A 21,704-nucleotide genomic window follows, 5' to 3' on the forward strand; every position below is an offset into this window, starting at 1 on the left:
GGGAATGATTCCGCGGTTTTGCCGCAGAGTACGATTGCATGACGGGGGCGGTTAGGGCCAGTTGTCATTGGCGGATCAGACCAGATGCGCCAGCGTGTTCGCAACCCGCAGCACGCCGTCGACGATCCGGTTCGACGGGATCGAGGAATAGGCCAGCCGGTAGAAATTTCGCGGCCGGTCGGGGCCGGAAAAGAAGGAGTCGCCCGGCTCGATCAGCACGCTTTGCGCCTTCAGCAGCTGCGCCAGTTGTGTGGTGTCCACCGAGGCAGGCGCACGCATCCAGAAGGATGATCCCCCGGAAACCCCTTGGCCTGCGACGGTCAGGCCGGTGTCGGTGATCGCTTGTTGCATCACCTGGTGCCGCTTGTGCAGTGTCGTGCTCATCTTGCGGACCAGCGCGTCGTAGTGGCCCAGCGACAGGAAATAGGCGGCGGTGCGCTGGATGTGTCCCGGCGGGTGGCGCAAGACCGAGGCGCGCAGGGCGCGGGCCTCGCGGATGAAGGGTTCGGACCCCACGAGATAGCCCAGCCGCAGGCCCGGAAACAGCGATTTGGAAAAGCTGCCCACATAGATCACCCGCCCGTCCGCATCCATGGATTTCAGGGACGGCGAGGGGGCCTTGAGAAAGGACATCTCGAATTCATAATCGTCCTCGACGATCAGCGCGTCCATCTCGGCGGCGCGATCCAACAGCGCGCGGCGGCGGTGCATGGGCATGGTCGCCGTGGTGGGGCACTGGTGGCTGGGCGTGGTAAAAATCACGTCGGTGCCGGGCGGGATCGCGTCGGGGGGCAGGCCGTCGTGATCGACACGCACGTGGGACAGGCGGCACCGCGACTGGTTCAGAATATCGTGCAGCGCGTGGTAACAGGGTTCTTCCATCGCGGCGTGGCGGCGTTGGGTCAGCAAAACCTGCGAGGTCAGCCACAGCGCGTTCTGCGCGCCCAGCGTGATCAGCACCTGTTCGGGCCGCGCGGTGATGCCACGGCGCGGCAACGAATGGCGCACGATGAATTCGATCAGCTTGGGATCGTCCTGATCAAAGTAGTCGGTGGTCATCGGGCCAAAGTCGCGCTGTCCCAGAGCCTGCATCGCGCAGAGCCGCCAGTTCGCGTGATCGAACAGCGTGGGGTCGGCCTGACCATAGATGAACGGATAGCGGTAATCTGCCCAGTCCTGCGGTTTCGTGGGCGTCTGCCCACCCGAGAACCGTTGTCCGATGGCGCGGGACCAGTCCACAGCATCAGGTGTGTCGGGCGATGCGTCAAAGACGGGCGGGACGGGTGCCGTTTCGGACACGTAATATCCCGACCGCCCGCGCGAGGTCAGGTAGTCGTTGGACAGAAGCTCGGTGTAGCTGAGCGTGACGGTGATACGGCTGATGCCCAGACGCTGTGCCAGTTTGCGGGTCGAGGGCAGCTTTTCACCTGGCTGGAAACGCCCCGACAGGATGCCTTGGGCAATCATCTGCTGGATCTGGCTTTGCAGCGTCCCCTCGGCGTCGGGTTTCAGGAAAAAGGTTTCGACCGGTATTGTCATGCCACAGGCATACACTGGACTTATGGGCGCGGCAATGTGGCACTATACCTGTGGCACCCCTGAAAAGCAGAAGACCCCGGTCGAAACCAGGGCCTTTGCTTGGACATGTGAAGTGTCACTCGGGTGCTTCAAGCTTTCGAAAAGCTTACGGGCACGATGCGTAGTAGCGCGAGCCGTCTGCGCGTTGGTACACACACTGGCCGTTTTGGGTTTTGCCGATATAGTTGCCGGCAACGCCACCAACGGCTGCGCCAATCAGCGCGCCTTTGACTTTGTCATCACCACCGGAAACAGTCGCACCAATTGCAGCACCGGTCAGAGCGCCGGCGGCAGTTGTGTTCGACGTGGTGGATTCGCACGCGGCCAGCGATGCGATCAGCGGAATGGCGATCAGAAGCTTTTTCATTATGGTCTTCCCTTGTTGAATTCTAAAACGAGAACGCAGTGACCGAATAAACGGTTCCCACATTTTTTCGATACGGTGAAAAAAGGCTTTGGGGCGCAAGATACCACCGGTCCTGTTCGGGCAAGACATCATTAGACGTAGCGAATTGTTGTGCAGCGTCAAGCGGCGCACCCGATGCGCAAGCGAAGAAGCGCCGAGCAAGGCGGGGGTATGAAATGTGAAACGGGCAAAGGTTTCCCTCTGCCCGTCCGGTTCATTCTGATGTGGGGGCGCTCAGGCGAACACGTCGCCCAGCGCCTTGTCGACAGCCGCGATGATGTGGTTGATGTCATCCTTGGTTGCGATCAGCGCAGGCGAGAAGCACAGGCTGTTGTTCTTGCCCGGCAGCGACCGGTTGGTGGCCCCGATGATGACACCCTGTGCCATGCAGTTGCCGACGACGGCCTGCACCTTGGCCTCTTCCGCAGGCGCGCGGCTGTCGCGGTCCGTGACCAGTTCGGCCCCCAGGAACAGCCCCTTGCCGCGCACATCGCCGATGACGGCGTGTTTGTCGGCCAGCGCGTGCAGCTGGTCCAGCATATAGGCGCCCATCTGCGTGGTGTTCTCCAGCAGCTTCTCATCTTCGATGATACGCATGTTCTCGATCGCCGCAGCGGGGCCTGCGGTGCAGCCGCCGAAAGTCGAGATGTCGCGGAAATAGTTCAGCTTGTCCGACGGGTCGTCCTTGAACATGTCAAAGACGGCTTCGGTGGTCACAAGGCAGGCAATCGCCGCATAGCCCGAGGCGACGCCCTTGGCCATTGTCACCATGTCGGGCTGGATGCCGTATTGCTGATAGCCGAACCATGTGCCGGTGCGGCCCACGCCACAGACCACTTCGTCGATGTGCAGCAGGATGTCGTATTTTTTGCAAATCTCCTGCACCCGGTCCCAATAGCCGTCGGGCGGGGTGATCACGCCGCCACCTGCGGTCACCGGCTCAAGGCACAGCGCGCCGACGGTGTCGGGCCCTTCGGCCAGGATAACCTTTTCGATCTGGTCCGCAGCCCAGACGCCATAGTTTTCCTGCGGTGCGCCCTCTTGTTCAAAGGCGCGGTATTCCAGGCAATGCGGGACCCGCACGAAACCGGGGGCAAAGGGGCCGTATTGCGCGTTGCGCTCGTCCTGGCCGCCTGCGGACAGGCAGGCGATGGTCGTGCCGTGATAATCACGGTCGCGGTACAGGATCTTGTGTTTCTTGCCGCCATATTTCTTGTGCGCGATCTGGCGGACCATCTTGAACGCCTTCTCGTTCGCTTCGGACCCCGAGTTGCAATAGTACATGCGGTCAAGGCCGGGCATCTTTTCCAGCAGCTTTTCGGCAAAAAGCGCGCCGGGGATCGACCCGGCGGAGCCTGCGAAATAGTTCAGTTTCACCAACTGGTCGCGCACGGCATTGGCAATGCTTTCACGCCCGTAGCCCACGTTGACGGTCCAGACCCCGCCCGAGACCGCATCCAGGTGTTCTTTGCCCTTCTGGTCCCAGACCTTCATGCCCTTGCCTTCGACGATGATGCGCGGGTCGATCGCGCTCTCGAAGGGTTGGTGTTGAATCAGGTGGTGCCAGACGTTCTTGCGGTCGGCTTCGACCACACGGCTAAGGTCATTTTCATTAAAGGTTCCGTCCATTGTCTGGCCTTTCGGAATGCATGAGGAAGGGGTGGGGTGACGCAAAACATATTGCACCCGTTGGTGATGAAGAAAACAGCAGAAAATGGCGTCGCGATAGGGCCAGTGGCAGCACACAGATGATTCCAGTTTTGCCTGCCTGCCCTGCATTGCGTGCCATGGTGGAAACAGGAATGCCGCAATTTCAGAGGGTTCTGCAACTTGCTAAATCAGGGGCCGCTCTCTGCTCAATCCGGCCTGACTTTCGAAAAAACATTGATCGGCGCGGGATATTGCAGTCCGATTGGGCAGCGCCGGTTGATGCTTGATGCAACAACCGGACCAAGCGGCGGCCAGACCGCCGGGACAACGCGAAGCGCCGTGTAAAATGGTGCGCAACGGGAGACGACAATGACATTTAAATCCAAATTAATGAGCGCCACCGCCGCAATCGCAATGCTGACGGGTGCGCAGGCTGCCACTGCCGCAGGGCATGGCGAAATTACCGTGGCTTATTTCCTCGAATGGCCGATGCCCTTTCAGTATGCCAAGGAAACCGGCATGTACGACGAGGCGATGGGCACCAAGATCAACTGGGTCAGCTTTGACACCGGCACCGCGATGAGTGCGGCAATGGCCTCGGGCGATGTGCAGCTTTCGGTCAGCCAGGGCGTGCCGCCCTTTGTGGTGGCGACCTCGGCGGGGCAGGATTTGCAGATCGTCGATGTGGCCGTGTCCTATTCGGACAACGACAACTGTGTCGTGGCATCGGGGCTGGAAATCGACAAGGACAGCGCGGGTGAACTGGCGGGCAAGAAGGTTGCCGTGCCCCTCGGCACCGCTGCGCATTACGGCTTTCTCAGCCAGATGAACCACTTTGGCGTTGATATCTCCACGATGGACATCGTCGACATGGCCCCTGCCGAAGGGGCGGCGGCGTTGGCCCAGGGGTCGCTGGACATGGCCTGTGGCTGGGGCGGTGCGCTGCGCCGGATGAAAGAACACGGCAACGTGCTGTTGACCGGTGCGGAAAAGGAAGAGCTGGGTATCCTGGTGTTCGACGCCACGACCGCCCCCGCGACCTATATCGCCGAGAACGGTGAAATGGTGGCCAAGTTTCTGGCCGTGACAGCCAAGGCCAACGCCATGTGGGCGGATGAGGCAAACCATGCCACGATGTTGCCGGTGATCGCCAAGGATGCGGGCATGAGCGAGGAAGACACGATGTCGACCCTGTCGACCTTCAAGTTTCCCACCGTGGACGAGCAATTGAGCGACAAGTGGCTGAATGGCCGTGCGCAAACCTTCATGAAGGGAGTTGCTGGCGTGTTCGTGGACGCGGGTTCGATCCCCTCGGCGCTGGACAGCTATGCGGGCACCGTGAACACCGGGCCGCTGGAGGCCGCGAAAGACATGTAAGTCACCCGGACCCTGCGCGCCCGATGTGACGTGCAGGGTCCGACGGACATGAGACGGGGCACACCTCGTCCGTGGGGCCGATACAGGCCAAAGAAATCAACAAGGGGACGACCATGACGGGACTTGTGATCGACAAGCTGTCCATGCGCTTTGACTTGCCGGGGGGCGGCGCCGTTCAGGCGCTGCAAAATGTCAGCCTGGACCTGAAACAGGGTGAGTTGCTGAGCGTGCTGGGGCCGTCGGGCTGTGGCAAGACCACGCTTTTGAACATCGTGGCGGGGTTTCTGGCCCAGACCGAAGGCGAGGTTCGGCTGAACGGCAAGCCGGTGCACGGCCCCGACGCACAGCGCGGCATGGTGTTTCAGCAAGGCGCGCTGTTCGAGTGGATGAGCGTGCGCGAGAACGTCAGCTTTGGCCCGGACATGAAGGGCACGCCCAAGGCCGAAAGCCGCAAGACGGTCGACCATTTGCTGGACGTCGTGGGCCTGCGGGATTTCAAGGACAAGATGGTATACGAACTGTCGGGCGGGATGCAGCAGCGCGTGGCGCTGGCCCGCTGTCTGGCCAATGACCCTGACGTGATCCTGATGGACGAACCGCTGGGCGCGTTGGATGCGCTGACCCGCGAAAAGATGCAAAGCCTGGTGCTGAAGCTGTGGAAGGAAACCGGCAAGACCATCATCCTGATCACCCACTCGGTCGAAGAGGCGCTGTTGCTGGGCGAGCGTCTGGTGGTGATGGCGCCGCGGCCAGGGCGCATTCACAAGGAATACCGTCTGCCATTTGCCGACCTGGGTGTGGGCGCGGACCTGCGCGAGGTCAAGAAACATCCCGACTATGCGCCCACCCGCGAGGAGATTCTGAACATGATCTGGAACATGGAAGAAGAGATCATGGGCCGCAGCGAGGAAAGTGTCTGAGATGGTGCAGATTTTTCAGGACCTCGGCAGCGAGCTGGCGCAATTGTTCCTCTCCGTGCTGGGGGCCTTCCCCTTTATCCTCGGCTATCTGGCACTGATCCTGCTTTCGATGGTGATCTGGCGGTTCATCCGCGCCCGCATGGATCGGGTGCGCGATTACCGTTCGTTGAAGACTGTGACCTTCGGTGACGAAAGCGCGGTTGTCTCGGACAAGGCAGCCTCGGTGATTTCCATCGTGCTGATCTTTGTGATCTGGGGCGCGTTCACCGGATCGGGCTGGTTGCCGGGTCCGTTGCACGCGCCGGGTCCGTTCGTCGGGCAGGACAAGTTCACCTATACCATCGAAGGGCCGGACGGGACGCAGGCCGATGCCACCGTTTTCGTGTCGGTCTACCGGCAGGGCGAGGAACCCGCGCCGCTGGAGTTCGACGCAGGGACCGGCCCGGTGAAGAACGACAGTGTCGAGGTACAGGCGTACCGGTCGAAGCTGATCAGTTGGGATGCCAATGACGATGTCACCCGCAAGGATGGCGCGAAGGTTGTCGCGGTGGATGGACGGGCAATCGACGCGAATACGGATGTCGACGTGGGCTTTGGCCGCGTGGCGTTGACGGACAAGGGCACGCTGAATTTCGAACCGGGGCAGGGCTGGCAGATGGAAAGCATCTGGTTGCCGGCCCCTGACAGCGTCTGGCGTCGGTTGGTGTCGGTCAGCGCGGACGGCTATCAGAACGTGACGCTGGCCGAACACCTCAGCTATTCGCTGTTTCGGGTCATCGTGGGCTTTGCGCTGGGCGCGCTGGTGGGGATTCCGCTGGGCTATGCGATGGGTCTGTCGAACTGGTTCCGCGGCTGGTTCGATCCGATTGTCGAATTCATGCGCCCGGTGCCGCCGCTGGCGCTGATCCCGCTGGTGATCATCTGGGCCGGTATTGGCGAGCAGGGCAAGATCATCCTGCTGTTCCTGGCCGCGCTGTGGATCATGGCCATCGGCGCACGGTCGGGTGTGTCGGGGGTAAAGATCACCAAGGTGCACGCTGCCTATTCGCTGGGGGCCAGCAAGTGGCAGATCCTGCGCCATGTGATTATCCCCAACTCCCTGCCCGAAATTTTCACCGCCGCGCGCGTGGCGATGGGGGTTTGCTGGGGCACGGTTGTGGCCGCCGAACTGGTGGCGGCGGAAAAGGGCGTGGGCAAGATGATCGTGGCGGCGTCCAAGTTTCAGGACACCGACATCGTGTTGATGGGGATCATCCTGATCGGCATCATCGGCTTTGGCATAGACATGCTGATGCGCTGGGCCGAGCGGATTCTGGTGCCGTGGAAGGGCAAGGGCTGAGGCTTGGTCCGCATATAGAATATCACTGGCAACTTGATGTGGATCATGGCGTGGCAGTTCATAGGTTGCGAGATTGGGTATTCAAATAAAGTGAGGGTCCCATGCGCAGTTTCTTATCAATCACCTCCGGTCTGGCACTGATGGCGGTCGGGCTTGCGGCCTGTACTGATCCGGTCATGCCTGACCGTACGGACGGGGCGGCGTTTTTTGCCGACAATTGCGTGGCCTGTCACGGCGCGCGGGGGCGGGGCAACGGGGCCTTTGCCGACGGGCTGCAAGCCAAGCCAGCCGACCTGACCACGCTAAGCCGTCGCAACGGCGGCACATTTCCATCGGCACGGGCGTTGAGCTATATCTATGGCGACCCTGAGCAGTCCCACCTTGCCCGCGTCATGCCGCAATTCGGCGGCGCGATGGCGCAGGATTTGGTGCCGGTTGAGATTGACGGTGTGCTGACACCAACACCGCGCGTGCTGGCGGGGTTGCTGGCCTATCTGGAGAGCATTCAGGAGTAGGGGTCGTCGCAAAGCGAACGGTATGACGCACAGTGCGTTCTGGTTGGCCTGCACCGCCCATAGGTATGCTTTTGATACCGAGAGCGGATCAATGCGGGGCTAAAACGCTGCCTCTAGCGGGTTACGTCCAGAGGACGACCGCGAGTTGATGTCAGAATGCTGGAAATCCTCCCGACGGGGGAGGTGGGAAGAGGCACATAGTTTTGCCTCTGCGCGATAAAATTTCTAATTGATATCAGCACCCGAACATCTCGATGCTGAACTGAACCTGCCCTTTTCGTCAGATAAGGTTGCCTCTGGCCGCCCATGGAAAAGCCGGCACAGCGGCCGGCTTTCCAAATTTGGCAAAACAGTCAGCGCACGTTGGCTCTCGTTCTAGAACGTTTTCGCTGCAGTCTCCCCAATAATAGTGCAAATATTATTCCGAGTGGGATCAATGATACGGTCAACAAGCGCCCCAGTGGTGACAGCATGAAATTTATAAGAACTTGGAAGCCCGGCCAAAATAATAGGAACGGGCCGACAGCCATCAGGAAAACAATAGCATAAGCTGCGCCCACTTTTATGTCATCTCTCAGCAATCCATAGTTGTTCTTGTTGTTACCCACTTCCTTTACGAGCGCGCAGTAGTTCCAGAGAGGGACCAAACAGAAGAGCAATACTATGAAGCCTAATATTCTCAACATGACTTGAGAATCACCAATTATGTCGTCGCCATTTCCTTTTCCAATCGCAAAAAGCGCAGAAAGTACGGAAAGCGTCCCAACTCTCGTCGCCCAGCTATCAACCAAGGCACTGGGAGGGCTTAAGTCTGACCACACTAGAGTGGACACCCGCGTGTTTTCTTCCTCACACTTGATCGGCCACGCTAGAGGGGGATTGCGGGTTTCATATTCTTTCTTGAATTCTGAGATCTTAGCGTCAAGATCATTGATCGGGTTTCCAGAGTGCACTTTAATAACTCAGCTTTTAAGGGGCGGATGAATTTCACGTGTTGTCGCAAACATGACGTGCTTTCATTCGTATCAGAACTTAGTTGGTTCCAACAACATCGCGGCGGCGGAAGATGATCCGGTTTTCGCCGTTGAAGATGAGTGGTTCGATGCCGTTTTTGTAGAGGTCGCGGCAGAGATTGGCGGGATCGCGTCGCAACTCGCGGGCAAGATCGGCAGCCGAGATGTGTTGTTCGCCGAACGCTTCGACGGAGGCCTCATCGACCACCCGCCAGCGTTCTGATGACCTTTTGGGCTTCGGAGCAGCGCGCAAGTATCCTGCTTTCACCAGGTTGCGGATTGTTGCGGTATCGACCACAAGTTTACTGGCAGCTTCCGACATGCTGATCGCACCAACTGAGCTTTGACCTATGGCCGTTTTCGCCCGCTCGACAGATATCAGGAAGTCGTTGAACCTTGGGTTTTTGCCCGCCGCGCAGCGTAGCGGAATGTCGTGTTCGAAAATCAGATGCAGGAGTTCGAGGGTCGAACATTGGCACGCGGGCGTGGCCGCAATGAGCGGGATCTCATCATTGGCGGGTTCCAACTCGGGGCGTGTTCGGCGGTACAAGCGACCGAGAAAGGCGTCGAGATCTTTCTTCCGAAAATACGGCGCGTTTCGGGCCATCTCTCCGGCTTTCTTAATGAGCCCTTCCACGACGAAAGTGCGCAACAGGTGGATGTCCAGTCCGAGATAATCTGCCGCGTCGAACCCGCGGAGCAGCCCATTAGTTTCATCGGCGAGTTGCTGCAACGTCTCCCGCGAGGGATAGCGACGATAGGTGATGGCACCGGATTTGTCCGATTTCGAGATGTCGCCACGCTCCAAGAGCTTGTGGCGCAGCATCCGTTCGTCGATGCCGTAGGCCTTCGCGCCTTTTCGAAGGGAATATACCTGTTGCCTGTCGCACCGTATCCGCAGGACTGTGCTACTGACGAGCACGGGATAGGTCCGCAGGATGTAGTCGAAGACCATCTGGCGGATGCCATTGAAGGCGGCATCATCCTCACGCTGGGACAGCCAGGTCAGGAAAGAACCGGCAATCGCACCGTAGGTGTGACAACCAGGGCCTGCCTTCATGCGAAGCTCTTCAAGCGCTGCGAACATCTGATCTGGCCCGTTGCGCAGAATGTCGTAGCCCGCGGCACCGGCCTCAAGCCATTGTCGTTCGGTTGTTTCCGCTCGGCTGGCTTTGGGGCCTCTCGTCAGCAAAAGGCCGAAATTCTCGCAAAGCTGTGCCGCGACATGGAAATCCAGCGTGTCGAGCCAACGGCCCGCGGAAGTGCCATCCAATCGGCCAAGGAGGTAGCGTTCCAGAGATCGCGCTTCCTTGGCAACGATCTGGATGTCGCCTATGTCCATATTGTCGACCATCCGTGCAAAATCATAGCTGTGCTTGTGATGGGACGGAGGCGGGACCTCGATTAACATGCAAGAATGCTGGGCGCAGGTCCGGATTGAAGTGAGTTGCCATATCCCGAGGTGAAATGGGCCATGGGCGCCATGTTTGGACCGGGCTTCGGCGGCACATTTCGGGCATCCCCTGATCGAGCTTCGGCTGTAAGCCGTGAACCTCGGTGCTTCCGCTCCCAGCTGATAATTCGTCTTCGACGGGGCGTGGGGTGTCCAGTTGCGGAGTGTGGTGGGATCGCACCCGGCAAGTGCGGCAACTCGCTCGATCTCCACCGGGTCACCGACCTTCAGGGCGCGATAGGAAATGCTCATGTCGGCGCAGAAAGACTGAAGGCTTGCCGTCCCGTTCTTCCGCGCGATGCGGGACGCGAGCGACGTCGCGCTTTCACCCGGTACCGGGGTGACGTGGAGTGGAAGAGGTTTGAGGGGTAACAACGTCATGTGCGGTTCTCCCGAGAAAACACCTGACGGGCGTCGATGCGCATGAAATCCGGCACGACAAACGGATTGAACTCGGCATCGCAGGAGGTGCGGCGATAATATGACCTGATGAAATTGTGCCGGTTCAGTGTCTTCTGGCCCTGCAGGTAGGCGTCTTCGATGGCGTCCAGGATCAGGACGATGGCTATGCCGAACTGATTGGCTGCGGCATGGACAACGCGTTCGCCGTGGGACAATTCAAGCACGTCGTCCTCTGGTTCGAGGCCTGCACGCTCACAGTAGCTGTCCAGGAGATCGAGGATTTCATCGCCATATGCAGCGGGGGATAGGCTCTCAAACCGGACGGTCTTCATGCGGCGTGCGAGCTGGTAGTCGTGGTTGAGAATGTCCTCCAATTCGTTCGTTCCGGAAAGAATGATCCCGACGGGCCACTCCGGATCAGTCATTAGCGTCTTCAACATTGATGTCACTGAATCGAGCTCGTGCTTGGTGCCACGCGATGCGAGGTCCTGCGCCTCGTCCAAGTGCACAAACAATACGCGGCGCTCTCTGAGGTGGTGTTGGACCAGGTCCCAGATGTACCACGCGTGACGATCGGCACCGATGGGGTAGCCGAGCGCCCGCAAGAGCATCTGCCCGACGAACTTCAGCGTTGCGGGTGACGGCACCCGCAAGCTGACGATGGTGGTGTCGCCGTGCCCATGCTCGGCCAGTCTCTGGCTTTCCATAGCGAGCAGATGGGTAATCGCGGCGCTTTTCCCGGCCCCCGAATGCCCCGACAGGGCCAGCCCTTGCGCCTCGCTGGTTCGTCCTGACTGGATGTCCACGAGGCGCTTTTCAGCCAGAATGGAGAAGCCTTCTGCCAACGGTACGAAGCGTTCGTGGTGGACGAAATGCCCCTTCAGAGAAGCAATTCGTTGGGCTGCCTGAGTCACCAAATCAATTTTCATCATCAAACCTCCAATGTTTGCGGCGTTCGCGTTTCTCACGGCGTTCGGGCGGGTTGGTTGTGTCGTTGCTGGGGGCGTCTAGTTTGCCTTTGCCGATGGGCGCAGTGATGGAGATTCCGTTACTAAGTGGGTCATCGCTGGGCTTGATGTGTCCCAATCGCATGGAATCGGAGCGGATCGGGTAATGCAGGGCAGCCTCTGAACGTGCCACATCGATATCCGTCATGTGGAATGGCGTCAGTTCGCGGAGAGCAAAGGCGCGACGGTTTGTTTCGGAAATTCGCTGGATTGCTCTCTGGACCTTGGGTGCGTCCAGCAGGGCATCCCGTTTGTGCTTGTGTCGAATAGACCGCCTACCTTCACGGAGCTGCTCGAACGTGATGCCATCGAAGCCCGGCTGGTTGGCCAAAGCGGGATACCATGTCGCGCCAACACGGACGGCAACCCACCCGATGTCACTTAGGTCAGCCCTGATCTCGACCTCCCGCGTGGGGGAGTGGAGATAGGCTTCACGCAGCGCCTCGCAGCTATAGCTGAGGCCTGCAAACAAGATCCCGTCGCCGCGCAATTTGCGGACCATCGGTCGACCGAACGCCTTGCGCAGTGTTAGCCCGTCAGGAACCAAGGGCGTACCATGCTCCAAAACGAGGCGCTCCCAAGCTGCATTCGGTGTTTCGCCCTTAAGCGAACCATGCGGCTGGTTGTGATAGATGTCGACGATGAAGGTCAGCAGGATCTTGATCAGATCGTCGTCGCACAGACAGGCAAGCGTTTCCGAAGGGTAGTCGCCACGTTCCACTGTATCGAAAAACGTACGACCCGCCAGAAGGGGCATCAATTGATGGCCGAGCGTACGGAAGAATGACTCGATATGTCCACGCAGCCAGGGCACTCCGGCACTGGGGAGATGAGCCGTCGTTCCAAGCGACGCCACCGTACCTTGAAAGGCATCCGACGTGAAAGCTGACCCCATGTCTGTGACCAAGGTTCCGATGCCGCCATGGTGATGCCAAGTGCTTTCGCATTCGGCTGCCTGCGCCAACGGCGTTTTGTCCTCAAATATCTGACGTAGAGCCCGAATTGCATCATCTGAGTTGGGATTGTCGGCCAAACGCATCGACAGCACGCACTTCGTCGCACAATCGATCGCGATGTAGAGCCAGCGCCTACCGGACTCGAATTTCTTCTGACGCTCTCGTGGAAGGTGGTCCCAGATGCCCGTCAGTGTCAGCAACGAAATGACGTCGAGCATATTCTCGTCCATCTCGACCCGCTCCATTGGACGCACGACATCCGGACCGTTGCTGAACAGTGTAAAGTGCTTGGCCGCCGCTGCAGCCCCGTACCTTTTTGCATAAAGGTAGAATGGATCCGCCATGCTAAGGCGTCGTCGGATACTTGCCGCCGACGGTACGACGAGAGGAGGCGCGCCCCTTTCAGCACGCCGACGGTTCTCTTCGTCGAAACGTGCCTGTGTCTCCTTGATCGCCTGAACCTTGGTCGGGCGCTGCGTGTCAGCGTAGATCTCGACGACCTGATTCATCAGGGCTTCAGAGCGTGGGCACCAAAACCGTTCCCTATTTCCAGAGCGGTAGGTTTCCGGGATGAGTGCAAGCGGTGAACAACTTGCAGACTGATAGGAGCGAACCCACTGAAACGCCGTTCGACTTCCAGGGAGATTTCGAACTATGACGTCTTTACCTGGTCGTACCTTCTTGGGAGCCGCGGCACCTTCGCCGACGCGCCGCTGCGTTTCCGCGGCCAGTCTGGGGCGAGCATGATCATAGCCCTCCTGCGTGCGTCTGATGTCACCAGTTGCCTCCAAGGCAAGGAAAGCGTCGCAAACCGCCTTTCGCCAAATGACGAGCCGCCTGATCTGTTCCGGCAACTCGCTGATGAGATCGACCGGCTTTTTCAGCCGCATTTCCTGCACGGCTCGGTCGAAATACCCAGCAAAGTAGGTTGTGTCCGGCCGGCGCATCATCTCAGCCAGTTCCTGGTGGGAAAAAGCCTCCGTGATCCCCGGCTGGCCGACGCGTTCAAAAGTGCCACCTGCATCGGTGATCTCAATCGGGCGCATGGCGACGCCCGCTGTGGTGATCATGTCAGATTTCGAAAAGCGAAAACGCAGGGTCATGCTGCCACCTCCGTAAGAGAGGGGCGTGACCAGGCCAGCGTCCTGGCCGCTTCGGCGGCTGCTTGCCGATCAATGTGCTGATCAGTGACGAGCAGCACACGGTCCGCAAAGGACTTGGAGACTGCGACCGACACAAATTCGAGCTCCGAGGCGAAGTTCAGCTTCGGAACACGCTGCATAGGTTTGATGGCCACCGCGATGCGCTCACCATCCTTCTTGGTGACTAGGAAGTCGAAGGTATGCCGCGCGGGGCGGCCATCGGTACCGACATAAGAGATCGCCGGAGGCTGTTCGCGGATGTGGTGCACGTCGTCTCGCACCAGCATCAGGCAGAGGAAGGCATATTCGAGCGCACTCTCGAAGTGGATAAGGCGCGGACGCTGGAAACCAGGTAGCATGGCAACCATTGAGCCGCGCAAACTGCCCTTGGAGCGGCGTGCAGGAATTCGGGTCGCGTGGCTCGGTTCCGGCCCGCGGTAGATCAGATTGTTCTTCATGTTGATTGGAGCGCACCTCACCGGCGCACCGAACCAGACGGCTCGGAGCTGGAGAGGGGCGGCATCCCCCTATGTTTGGAATGAGTTGAGCAGCCCTGCCGAGAGACGTCTCGGCAGGTTGACTTTTCTTGAGACTCAGGGGATGAATAAGCAGTCGCGACCAAACGGCACTTATTCAAAAGGCCTTCCTGTTAGCGCAGGAGGGTCTTTTTATTTCCCTATGTCAGGTTTTGCGTGCCGCGCGGTCCTCCTCTGCTGGGTATCGGTCGGGAAAAAGCTCTGCCGGTGTGGTTTCGACTGCATTGGCTAGGGCTTTCTCGATTTTCGAAGACCTGCGCAGGCCTTGGCTGACAAGCGTTACTGTCGAACGCAGCACTTCAAGCTCACGTGCGACTGAAGCAATGGATTTACCGCGCAACCGCAGTTCCATTTTCAGGCGTTCATGAGCAGGTTTCACTGTATGGGACATTGACGTTGTAACCATGTTTGCTGGGGCTTCGTGATCCGGAGAGAATCAGCTATGAACGAACCAGTCAAGAATAACTGTTTCGAATCAGGTGGTTAAAAGATGCGGTGAAATTCTCGGGGCGTTTGTCTCTGGAATTTTGCCGGAGTTTCTGGCCAGGGGAGGATGTATGGCAGTCGCGAAAAACTATCTGGAAGTTGCTGGCGACACCGTATTCATCTTCTTTGATGGTGACGGAGAAGCCGTTCATCATTCTGAGCTCATCAATCTGATGACGAGCAGCCGGTCTTTGGCGGTGGTTTGGAAACGCTTCAGGGCCAGCCGGTCCAATCTAATCGAGACGTTGGATCACTTCGGATACGACTTCGACAGGCTGCTTAACGAGCAGTTTAGGGAGGGGTATCGCGATGCTGCCTTGGCAAAACTTCATCGCGTTGATCCCAAATGGATTGCGGACAAGCGGCAAGCATTGGGCTTCCCGAATGCGCCAGGACGGACGCGTGTCGAGTTTTCAGTGGATGAAATCATGCGCGCTTACGATGCAGCCGGAAGTTTTGTTGGAGCGGCGGCGCTGCTTGGCATCAACCGGAAGACCTTCAAGAAGTTGTACTTATGGGCCCTTGAAAATGGCCTTCAGATCGAGCACCGATCTAGCGCATCGGCCGAACGCCTAGCAGCACTACAAGAGAAGGCAAGGGCACTCGGTATCACTACGACATTGACTGAAGCGGAGCTGAAGGCCTTTATGGACGACCAATGGGGCGAGGGCGACTAGCGCGATCATCGCTACAAGATGCCTCCCGAGAGCGAAGGTAAGAGGGCGACAAATTTTGGACCGCATAGAAGAATTTGTCGACGAGCGACAGCAAGCTTGGTGTATCCATTGCAGCCGTTGGCTAGCGGGTCTTGAGACAAATGAAGATCATGTGCCTACGAAGAGTTTCCTTTCAAAACCGCGCCCTCACAATCTGCCGAGCGTGACCATTTGCCGTGAGTGCAATAATGGCTTCTCGCGGGACGAGCAGTATGCTGTGACCTTTCTGAGTTGCGTGCTATCGGGCACTACTGAGCCAGACCGACAACAAAACGCCAGTGCTGCCCGGGCACTGGCAAAAAGTGCTCGGTTTCGGGCCATGATTGACCGGGCGAAAACAGAGTACCAAACACTGGGTGGAGAAACGAGGGTCGTTTGGCAGCCCGATGTTGAGCGGATCAACCGCGTAATTATCAAGAACGCCCGAGGGCATGCGTACTTTGAATATGGGGAACCTTTGATGGAGACGCCTTCCCATGTATGGGCCGCGCCGTTGGGAACGATGTCGGCGAGCGATCACGCCGACTTCGAAAGTGTCAACAATTGTCAAGAACTTGCCGCTTTGCCCGAGGTCGGAAGTCGGATGATGACGAGGGTCTTTACTGGCCAAGATCTGGACGATGGTTGGGTTGTCGTGCAAGATGGTGCCTACCGATATGCAGTTCATCAGACTGGCGTGCTTCGCGTGAGGTCGGTCTGGTGGGAGTATCTCGCGACGGAGGTGAAGTGGTGACGACAAAATCACCCAGTTCGGTATTGTCCGACGCGAAACGAAGCTCGCTCAATGCGCGGCTCGCTAAGCTGCGCAATGCGGTGTCCGCCGAACGATCTCGTGCAAGTTGTCTTCGACGGTGGAGCGAATTTGTCCGCGAGCGTGACGGATTTCGCTGCGTGGACTGTCACTCGCAAGAGCGGCTATCTGCCCATCATATTTGTCGAAAAACGTTCCTCGGTGCTGCGCAATTCGACACGGGGAACGGGATTACACTTTGCCGTACATGCCATCGCGAGGCTCATGCAGGCTTCAATGGGCGTCCCGACATGTCACTGCCAGTTGACGCTCAGGGGGGCGAGAAGCTCGCCTCGATGGAACGACTATACAGCATACTTTTGGATGACGCGATCGAGCGCGGAAGAATGTGTGAGGAATACTATTTTCTCAGTGACGAAGTGCTTGGCTTTCTCAAAGTATTGCAAGGCTTTGATCCGAAAACTTATTTTCCAGGTTCGCGTCTCGAACGAGCATACCTCATCTTGGCGGAACCTGAACTGCAAATGCGTCAGGCTATTGCTGGGGCGAATGGTTTCAGTTTTGGAGAGCAACCTCTTTTGCCTGGTGGAGTGATGATCGTGTTCGATGACGAGAAAGATCGGTCGCAGAGTTCAATCCTGCAAGCACGCTGGGGCAGATTATAGAAAATTGCGCACAGAACAACTCTGAAAGCATTTTCTGCGTCACTGAGTAAGCTGTTATCTGGCCACAAATAGTGATGGTATCGAAGCAACATAATAGATGATGGCATTGGCACAGGCATAATTCAAAGATAGCCTACCGCATGAAAAAATGCGGATCGAGTTATGCGCGAGTGCCTCGTGTGCACAAAAAAGGGCGGCAACAATAGTGGCAAAGTTTCACATCAGAGCGCGAACCATAGATCTTCTTGGTCGACAGCAAATCGCCAACATATCTACGGCAATAAGTGAGCTTTTCAAGAACGCGCATGACGCTTATGCCACTACAGCGGAAGTCGACTACTTTCGGGATGATGGCATGTTTGTCTTGAGAGATGACGGCCTCGGGATGACCAAACAAGATTTCGAAGACCGCTGGCTCACACTTGGAACTGACAGCAAGGTAGGATCGTTTTCAGGCCTAAAACGCCCCCCAGTGGATAGCGCACAGGACGTCCGTCCCCTTCTTGGGGAAAAGGGAATAGGACGCCTAGCAATCGCCGTTATTGGAAGGCAAGTGCTTGTGCTGACTCGCGCTAAAGTGGACGGCAAAGCAGAAGGGAACCTGACCGCTGCGTACATTCATTGGGGACTGTTTGAACTCCCCGGTATCGATCTCGATGAGATCGCCATCCCGCTTGAAACGTTCAGAGCTGACATGTTGCCCAACTATGACGACGTTCAGACGATGGTCGCAAAAGCACAAGTTAACCTTGAAAAGCTATCAAGCCGGATTGATGAAAAGCTTGCTAAAACCATCCTCGACGACATGGAAGCTTTCAAAGTTGACCCTCGAGATGCATCAACCTACCTTGGTCAGCCTTCCTTCGAGTTGAACGGCTCCGGAACACATTTCTATATTCTACCTGCTGACGAGATCATCCAAGAAGACATTGATGATCGGGATGCATCCTACAAGGCCACAAGGTTTGAAAAGAACCTCATTGGGTTCACAAATACGATGACTCCGGACTTCCGGAAGCCGAAGATCATAACCAGATTTAGAGATCACGTTGATGAGGGGGAGCCTATTGAGCGAGTTGGGGAGAAGGCTTTCTTTAGCCCTGAAGAGTTCAAGCAAGTCGATCATCATATTCGAGGACGTTTCGATGAATATGGTCAGTTCCGTGGAAAGGTCGGAGTGTATCAAACACTGCCAACGGATTATGTACTCAACTGGCCAAACGCAGACAGCCGACCGACCAGCTGCGGTCCATTTGACTTTTCAATCGCGGTGATCCAACCAACGCCAACGGACTCGTTGGTTGACCCTACAGAGCACGCTAAAATTAAACATAAACTTGATCGCTTTGGCGGAGTTTACATCTACAAAGATGGTGTCCGGGTTCAACCATATGGTGGCCCTGACTTCGATTTCCTCGATGTTGAACGCAGGCGGAACTTGAGAGCTGGAACAGCCTATTACTCCTTCAGAAATATTATGGGGGCAGTCGAACTGACCTCCCGCGACAACCCCAATTTAGTGGAAAAAGCCGGACGAGAAGGTTTTCGCGAGGATAAAGCTTATCGACAGTTTCGAAGCATACTGATCAACTTTTTCATACAGTCTGCGGCAGATTTCTTTCGGGAAAATGGCAAGTATTCTGAGGAGTGGGCTGACAAACGCTATGAGCTTCAACGCCTTGATGAAGTTAGAAAGAAGCGTGAGAAGCAGTCTAAGGGTAAGAAAGACAAGTTTGGTGAACAACTAGAGAAATTCTTTAGGGTCATAGATTCAGGACAGCTACCAAAAACAATATCTGAAACTGTTTCAGGTTTTGAAGAAAATGTGCTCGCCGAACTCAAGAGCCAGAAGACTCCACAAGCAAAGGCGCTTGCAATTGGCCGCCTGGAAGCTGAAGCTAAGTTGCATTTGGACCAACTTCGCAAGGAGCATGCTATCTCAAAACCTCGAGGTGTTGGTCTTAACACTGAATTACGAAACAACTGGGAGGTTTACCAAACGGAAATAGGCAAGATAACCAGTGATCTCGTATTGCCTGCCGAGAAAACGATAGAGAACATCGTCACAACAACTGTAAAGAACAATAAGCTCAACCTTGAGCCAGGGCTGCGGCTGAACGCAGCGATCCAAAAGCACACTAAAGAGACCCTTTCATCCATGAAATCCCTGCGGACCCAGACGGAAGAGACCCTCACCGATCTGACACGCACCGTAAGGGATACAACAAAAAACAGCTTCCGAACTGTATCGAAAGTCGTTGATGAAGTCCTCGCCGAACTAGAGGCCGTCAAAGGTATGAAGCAGGCGGAGTTCGATTTTTCAAAACAGCGCGAGGCCTTCGAAACCTTAGTAGCCGACGCATTCGAAGAAGAAAGTGAAAAACTGCGGAAAATCTACAGTCAGCTCGAAGCTGTTCTCTCATCAACCCAATCCAACGGTTCAGATATGGTCGAAGTCACTGAAGCGCTAGAAGAGGAAGTCGTCGCGCTTCGTGAGCGACAGGCGGTCGATTTCGAGCTCGCCCAAATTGGGATGGCGCTTAATACGATCAATCATGAATTTGGTAAGACCGCTGGCGGCTTGCGAGACGGCCTTAGACGCATGAAGTCTTGGGCGCATGCCAATCCTGAGATGAAGAGCCTCTACGATGATATGCGCGTCAATTTTGATCATTTGGACAGCTACTTGGCATTGTTCAATCCGCTCGACCGGAAGCTGCAGTCGACCGCTGTCGACATCAAAGGCAGTGACATATTTCGATTTGTGTCTGACTTATTTGAGAAGCGCCTCAAGCGTCACAACGTTCGGCTGGTCGCGGATGAGGGGTTTAAAGCCCATACTCTTCATGGGTTTCACGCAGACTTCTACCCTGTCTTCGTCAACTTGATTGATAATGCGATCTATTGGGCCTCTAGCGCCAGAAAAGATATAGGTATCATTGAACTTATTGAAGACGACGGGGATCTTTGCGTCAGAGACAATGGCCGTGGGGTGAGTAGCATTGATGTCCGGAACATTTTTGAGCTCAATTTCACCCGCAAGCCCGGTGGCAGAGGCATGGGGCTGCATATCTCCAGGCAGGCGCTTGGTCGGCTTGGGTATGAGCTGAACGTAGACCCACCAACGCCCAACTCCGGTGCCTGTTTCCGTATTTCGAAGATATCTCAATAGAAGATTTGATCAGATGAATTTTGCAGACGACCAATATAGTGCAGCACGTTCATTCGCATACACGATGATAGTTGTTGATGACGATCCAGTATCTGATCGCGTTGAGCCTGAGCCAGTCACCGAGGCTAAGACGCCTGGAAGGCGAGATGCTGCTGCGGCCAAGACCTCTAGAACGAAACCTGTAGTAACACGATCACATCCTTTGAAAGCAAAAGAGCTAATAAAGAGTGCACTTGATTTGGGGCTCGTTTGCTCGGTTGTGAATCCCACAGGTGATGAAGGCAGTGTTGCAAAAAGTGTTGCAAGGACTGCTCTAAGGGCGGACATTGTCTCCCTCGACTGGCAAATGAACAACGATGACGATGGGTTGTTGGCGTCTGAAATTATCAAGGAGATTCTTCATAAAGATGAAGAAATTGGAGGTCGTCTCAGGTTAATCGCGATCTATACTGGCGATAGAGATAAGGACGGAATCCTCGAAAAAATCGCTGATAGGCTCAATGCGGCTGAAGAAATTACCAACACCGTTTCTAAGAACGAAGACACGCTGAGCAATACGGCAGGTCTATGCGTGATTTGGCGTGAAAAATCGGGGGGCAATGAAAAGCTCGAAGGTGCCATTTCTGAAACCCAGCTTCCAGAGGCATTATTGAAGGCGTTCGCCAAATTATCAAACGGACTTCTGTCAAACGTCGCTCTTGCAACGATTTCATCGATGAGAGACACGACGCATCATGTTTTGAGCAAATTCTCGTCAGAACTCGATGGCCCGTTCTTTCATCACCGTGCACTTCTAAAGAACTCTTCTGAATCAATGGATTACGCAGTTTCTATCGTCATGAGCGCGTTGAAATCTGAGGTGGACAAGTCAAAAGTCACCTCGAAATATACGACTGTAGACGCAATAAAACGTCGCTTAAGCCAAATGCCTCAGAGCCCTGAAAATTTCACACTCCGGTACTCGAAAAAAGATCAAGAAAAAGAGTTTAAACTGCATATTGACGATGTCATTTCAATTATGGAACTTGGTTTTTCTGCTTGGCCAGAACAGGACAAGCAAGCAGCTGTTGGGCGGCAACAGGACAAACAAGCCAGCCCAATGCCGCCAAAAGATGCGTTTTCCAAGAGTTTTTCTACTCTGTTCTGCGATACCATTGAGACGGCAAGTTTTTCCATGCGGCAATTCTCGTTCTTGACTAACTCTCAGTCAAGCGAGCTCAGTATGGTACACCGAAAAGCGCCGCCAAAATTGGGGCTAGGATCAGTCATTTTCTCGGACGCTGACGGCGGCTATTTTTTGTGCTTACAAGCGACCTGCGATACTGTTCGTGGGGCTGGATTGTTTTTCTTTGTACCGCTCGAAGTCGTGGATAGTGATGCCCCTGATATCGTCGTTCCTCATGGAAGAAATGGAGCGCTTATCAACTACGTGGGCCTTTCGGTTCCGCCAAAGTGCTACACCAAATCCCTATCTCTTGATTTTGGTGTGATAAACGATTCCATAGGGCATATCCCAATATGCTATGGTAATCCCCCCCGATCTTAAGGGGATGCGGAAGTAGAATTTTCTCGGCAGGATGAACGAGGAGATTCCGATGAAGAAGACACGTTTTACCGAGG

General features: G+C 56.1%; 17 protein-coding genes. 9 read left to right on the forward strand and 8 right to left on the reverse strand.

Annotated elements, in window-relative coordinates; genetic code table 11:
* Window positions 1-75: 75 nt before the first annotated feature.
* The 3 genes from pdxR to BUC08_RS19175 all read right to left on the reverse strand — a co-directional run bounded on the left by pdxR (window position 76) and on the right by BUC08_RS19175 (window position 3,613).
* On the reverse strand, window positions 76-1,539 hold the full coding sequence (pdxR, locus tag BUC08_RS19165) for a MocR-like pyridoxine biosynthesis transcription factor PdxR (RefSeq protein ID WP_037928611.1): 1,464 nt from the start codon (window positions 1,537-1,539) through the stop codon (window positions 76-78).
* Window positions 1,540-1,684: 145 nt separating this feature from the next.
* Complete coding sequence (locus BUC08_RS19170) at window positions 1,685-1,945, reverse strand: glycine zipper 2TM domain-containing protein (protein ID WP_037928545.1); 261 nt, start codon at window positions 1,943-1,945, stop codon at window positions 1,685-1,687.
* Between the two features lie 273 nt (window positions 1,946-2,218).
* A complete protein-coding gene (locus BUC08_RS19175; RefSeq protein WP_037928548.1) occupies window positions 2,219-3,613 on the reverse strand; it encodes an aminotransferase family protein in 1,395 nt (464 codons plus the stop codon).
* A 390-nt stretch (window positions 3,614-4,003) separates the two neighbouring features.
* On the opposite strand from BUC08_RS19175, the gene BUC08_RS19180 reads away from it, so the two are divergent.
* The 4 genes from BUC08_RS19180 to BUC08_RS19195 all read left to right on the forward strand — a co-directional run bounded on the left by BUC08_RS19180 (window position 4,004) and on the right by BUC08_RS19195 (window position 7,785).
* A complete protein-coding gene (locus BUC08_RS19180; protein ID WP_037928553.1) occupies window positions 4,004-5,011 on the forward strand; it encodes a taurine ABC transporter substrate-binding protein in 1,008 nt (335 codons plus the stop codon).
* 113 nt (window positions 5,012-5,124) lie between these two features.
* Complete coding sequence (locus tag BUC08_RS19185) at window positions 5,125-5,931, forward strand: ABC transporter ATP-binding protein (protein WP_037928614.1); 807 nt, start codon at window positions 5,125-5,127, stop codon at window positions 5,929-5,931.
* A gap of 109 nt (window positions 5,932-6,040) precedes the next feature.
* Window positions 6,041-7,270, forward strand: coding sequence for an ABC transporter permease (locus BUC08_RS19190; protein ID WP_051694564.1), 1,230 nt, complete (start codon window positions 6,041-6,043; stop codon window positions 7,268-7,270).
* Window positions 7,271-7,371: 101 nt separating this feature from the next.
* Window positions 7,372-7,785, forward strand: a complete 414-nt coding sequence (locus BUC08_RS19195; protein WP_037928557.1) for a c-type cytochrome — start codon at window positions 7,372-7,374, stop codon at window positions 7,783-7,785.
* Between the two features lie 1,032 nt (window positions 7,786-8,817).
* On the opposite strand, the gene BUC08_RS19205 is transcribed toward BUC08_RS19195, so the two are convergent.
* From BUC08_RS19205 to BUC08_RS19225, 5 genes are all read right to left on the reverse strand, one after another.
* Window positions 8,818-10,632: a TniQ family protein gene (locus tag BUC08_RS19205; protein ID WP_081855429.1), complete on the reverse strand. Its 1,815-nt coding sequence runs from the start codon at window positions 10,630-10,632 to the stop codon at window positions 8,818-8,820.
* Window positions 10,629-11,582 carry an ATP-binding protein gene (locus BUC08_RS19210; RefSeq protein ID WP_037928620.1) on the reverse strand — a complete coding sequence of 318 codons (954 nt, stop codon included), beginning with the start codon at window positions 11,580-11,582 and terminating at the stop codon, window positions 10,629-10,631. Before BUC08_RS19210 ends, BUC08_RS19205 begins: the two co-directional genes overlap by 4 nt.
* Window positions 11,572-13,719: a Mu transposase C-terminal domain-containing protein gene (locus tag BUC08_RS19215; protein ID WP_051694558.1), complete on the reverse strand. Its 2,148-nt coding sequence runs from the start codon at window positions 13,717-13,719 to the stop codon at window positions 11,572-11,574. The genes BUC08_RS19210 and BUC08_RS19215 overlap by 11 nt, the downstream gene beginning before the upstream one ends.
* Window positions 13,716-14,216 carry a Tn7 transposase TnsA N-terminal domain-containing protein gene (locus BUC08_RS19220; RefSeq protein WP_224769702.1) on the reverse strand — a complete coding sequence of 167 codons (501 nt, stop codon included), beginning with the start codon at window positions 14,214-14,216 and terminating at the stop codon, window positions 13,716-13,718. Before BUC08_RS19220 ends, BUC08_RS19215 begins: the two co-directional genes overlap by 4 nt.
* A gap of 223 nt (window positions 14,217-14,439) precedes the next feature.
* Window positions 14,440-14,685, reverse strand: coding sequence for a helix-turn-helix domain-containing protein (locus BUC08_RS19225; RefSeq protein WP_224769701.1), 246 nt, complete (start codon window positions 14,683-14,685; stop codon window positions 14,440-14,442).
* A 166-nt stretch (window positions 14,686-14,851) separates the two neighbouring features.
* Here BUC08_RS19225 and BUC08_RS19230 point away from each other — a divergent pair, with 166 nt between their 5' ends.
* The 5 genes from BUC08_RS19230 (at window position 14,852) to BUC08_RS19250 (ending at window position 21,630) form a co-directional block, all read left to right on the forward strand.
* Window positions 14,852-15,457 carry a hypothetical protein gene (locus BUC08_RS19230; RefSeq protein ID WP_037928567.1) on the forward strand — a complete coding sequence of 202 codons (606 nt, stop codon included), beginning with the start codon at window positions 14,852-14,854 and terminating at the stop codon, window positions 15,455-15,457.
* A gap of 55 nt (window positions 15,458-15,512) precedes the next feature.
* The gene (locus BUC08_RS24395) at window positions 15,513-16,229 is read left to right on the forward strand and encodes a hypothetical protein (protein WP_037928570.1); all 717 of its coding nucleotides are present in this window, start codon (window positions 15,513-15,515) and stop codon (window positions 16,227-16,229) included.
* A 308-nt stretch (window positions 16,230-16,537) separates the two neighbouring features.
* On the forward strand, window positions 16,538-16,912 hold the full coding sequence (locus BUC08_RS24835; protein ID WP_174861603.1) for a hypothetical protein: 375 nt from the start codon (window positions 16,538-16,540) through the stop codon (window positions 16,910-16,912).
* 205 nt (window positions 16,913-17,117) lie between these two features.
* Window positions 17,118-20,084 (forward strand): ATP-binding protein, encoded by a 2,967-nt coding sequence (locus BUC08_RS19245; protein WP_073194393.1) that lies wholly within the window; start codon window positions 17,118-17,120, stop codon window positions 20,082-20,084.
* A gap of 13 nt (window positions 20,085-20,097) precedes the next feature.
* A complete protein-coding gene (locus BUC08_RS19250; protein ID WP_143186786.1) occupies window positions 20,098-21,630 on the forward strand; it encodes a response regulator receiver domain in 1,533 nt (510 codons plus the stop codon).
* Window positions 21,631-21,704: the final 74 nt, after the last annotated feature.

Source organism: Pseudosulfitobacter pseudonitzschiae, from assembly GCF_900129395.1.
Taxonomy (GTDB): domain Bacteria; phylum Pseudomonadota; class Alphaproteobacteria; order Rhodobacterales; family Rhodobacteraceae; genus Pseudosulfitobacter; species Pseudosulfitobacter pseudonitzschiae.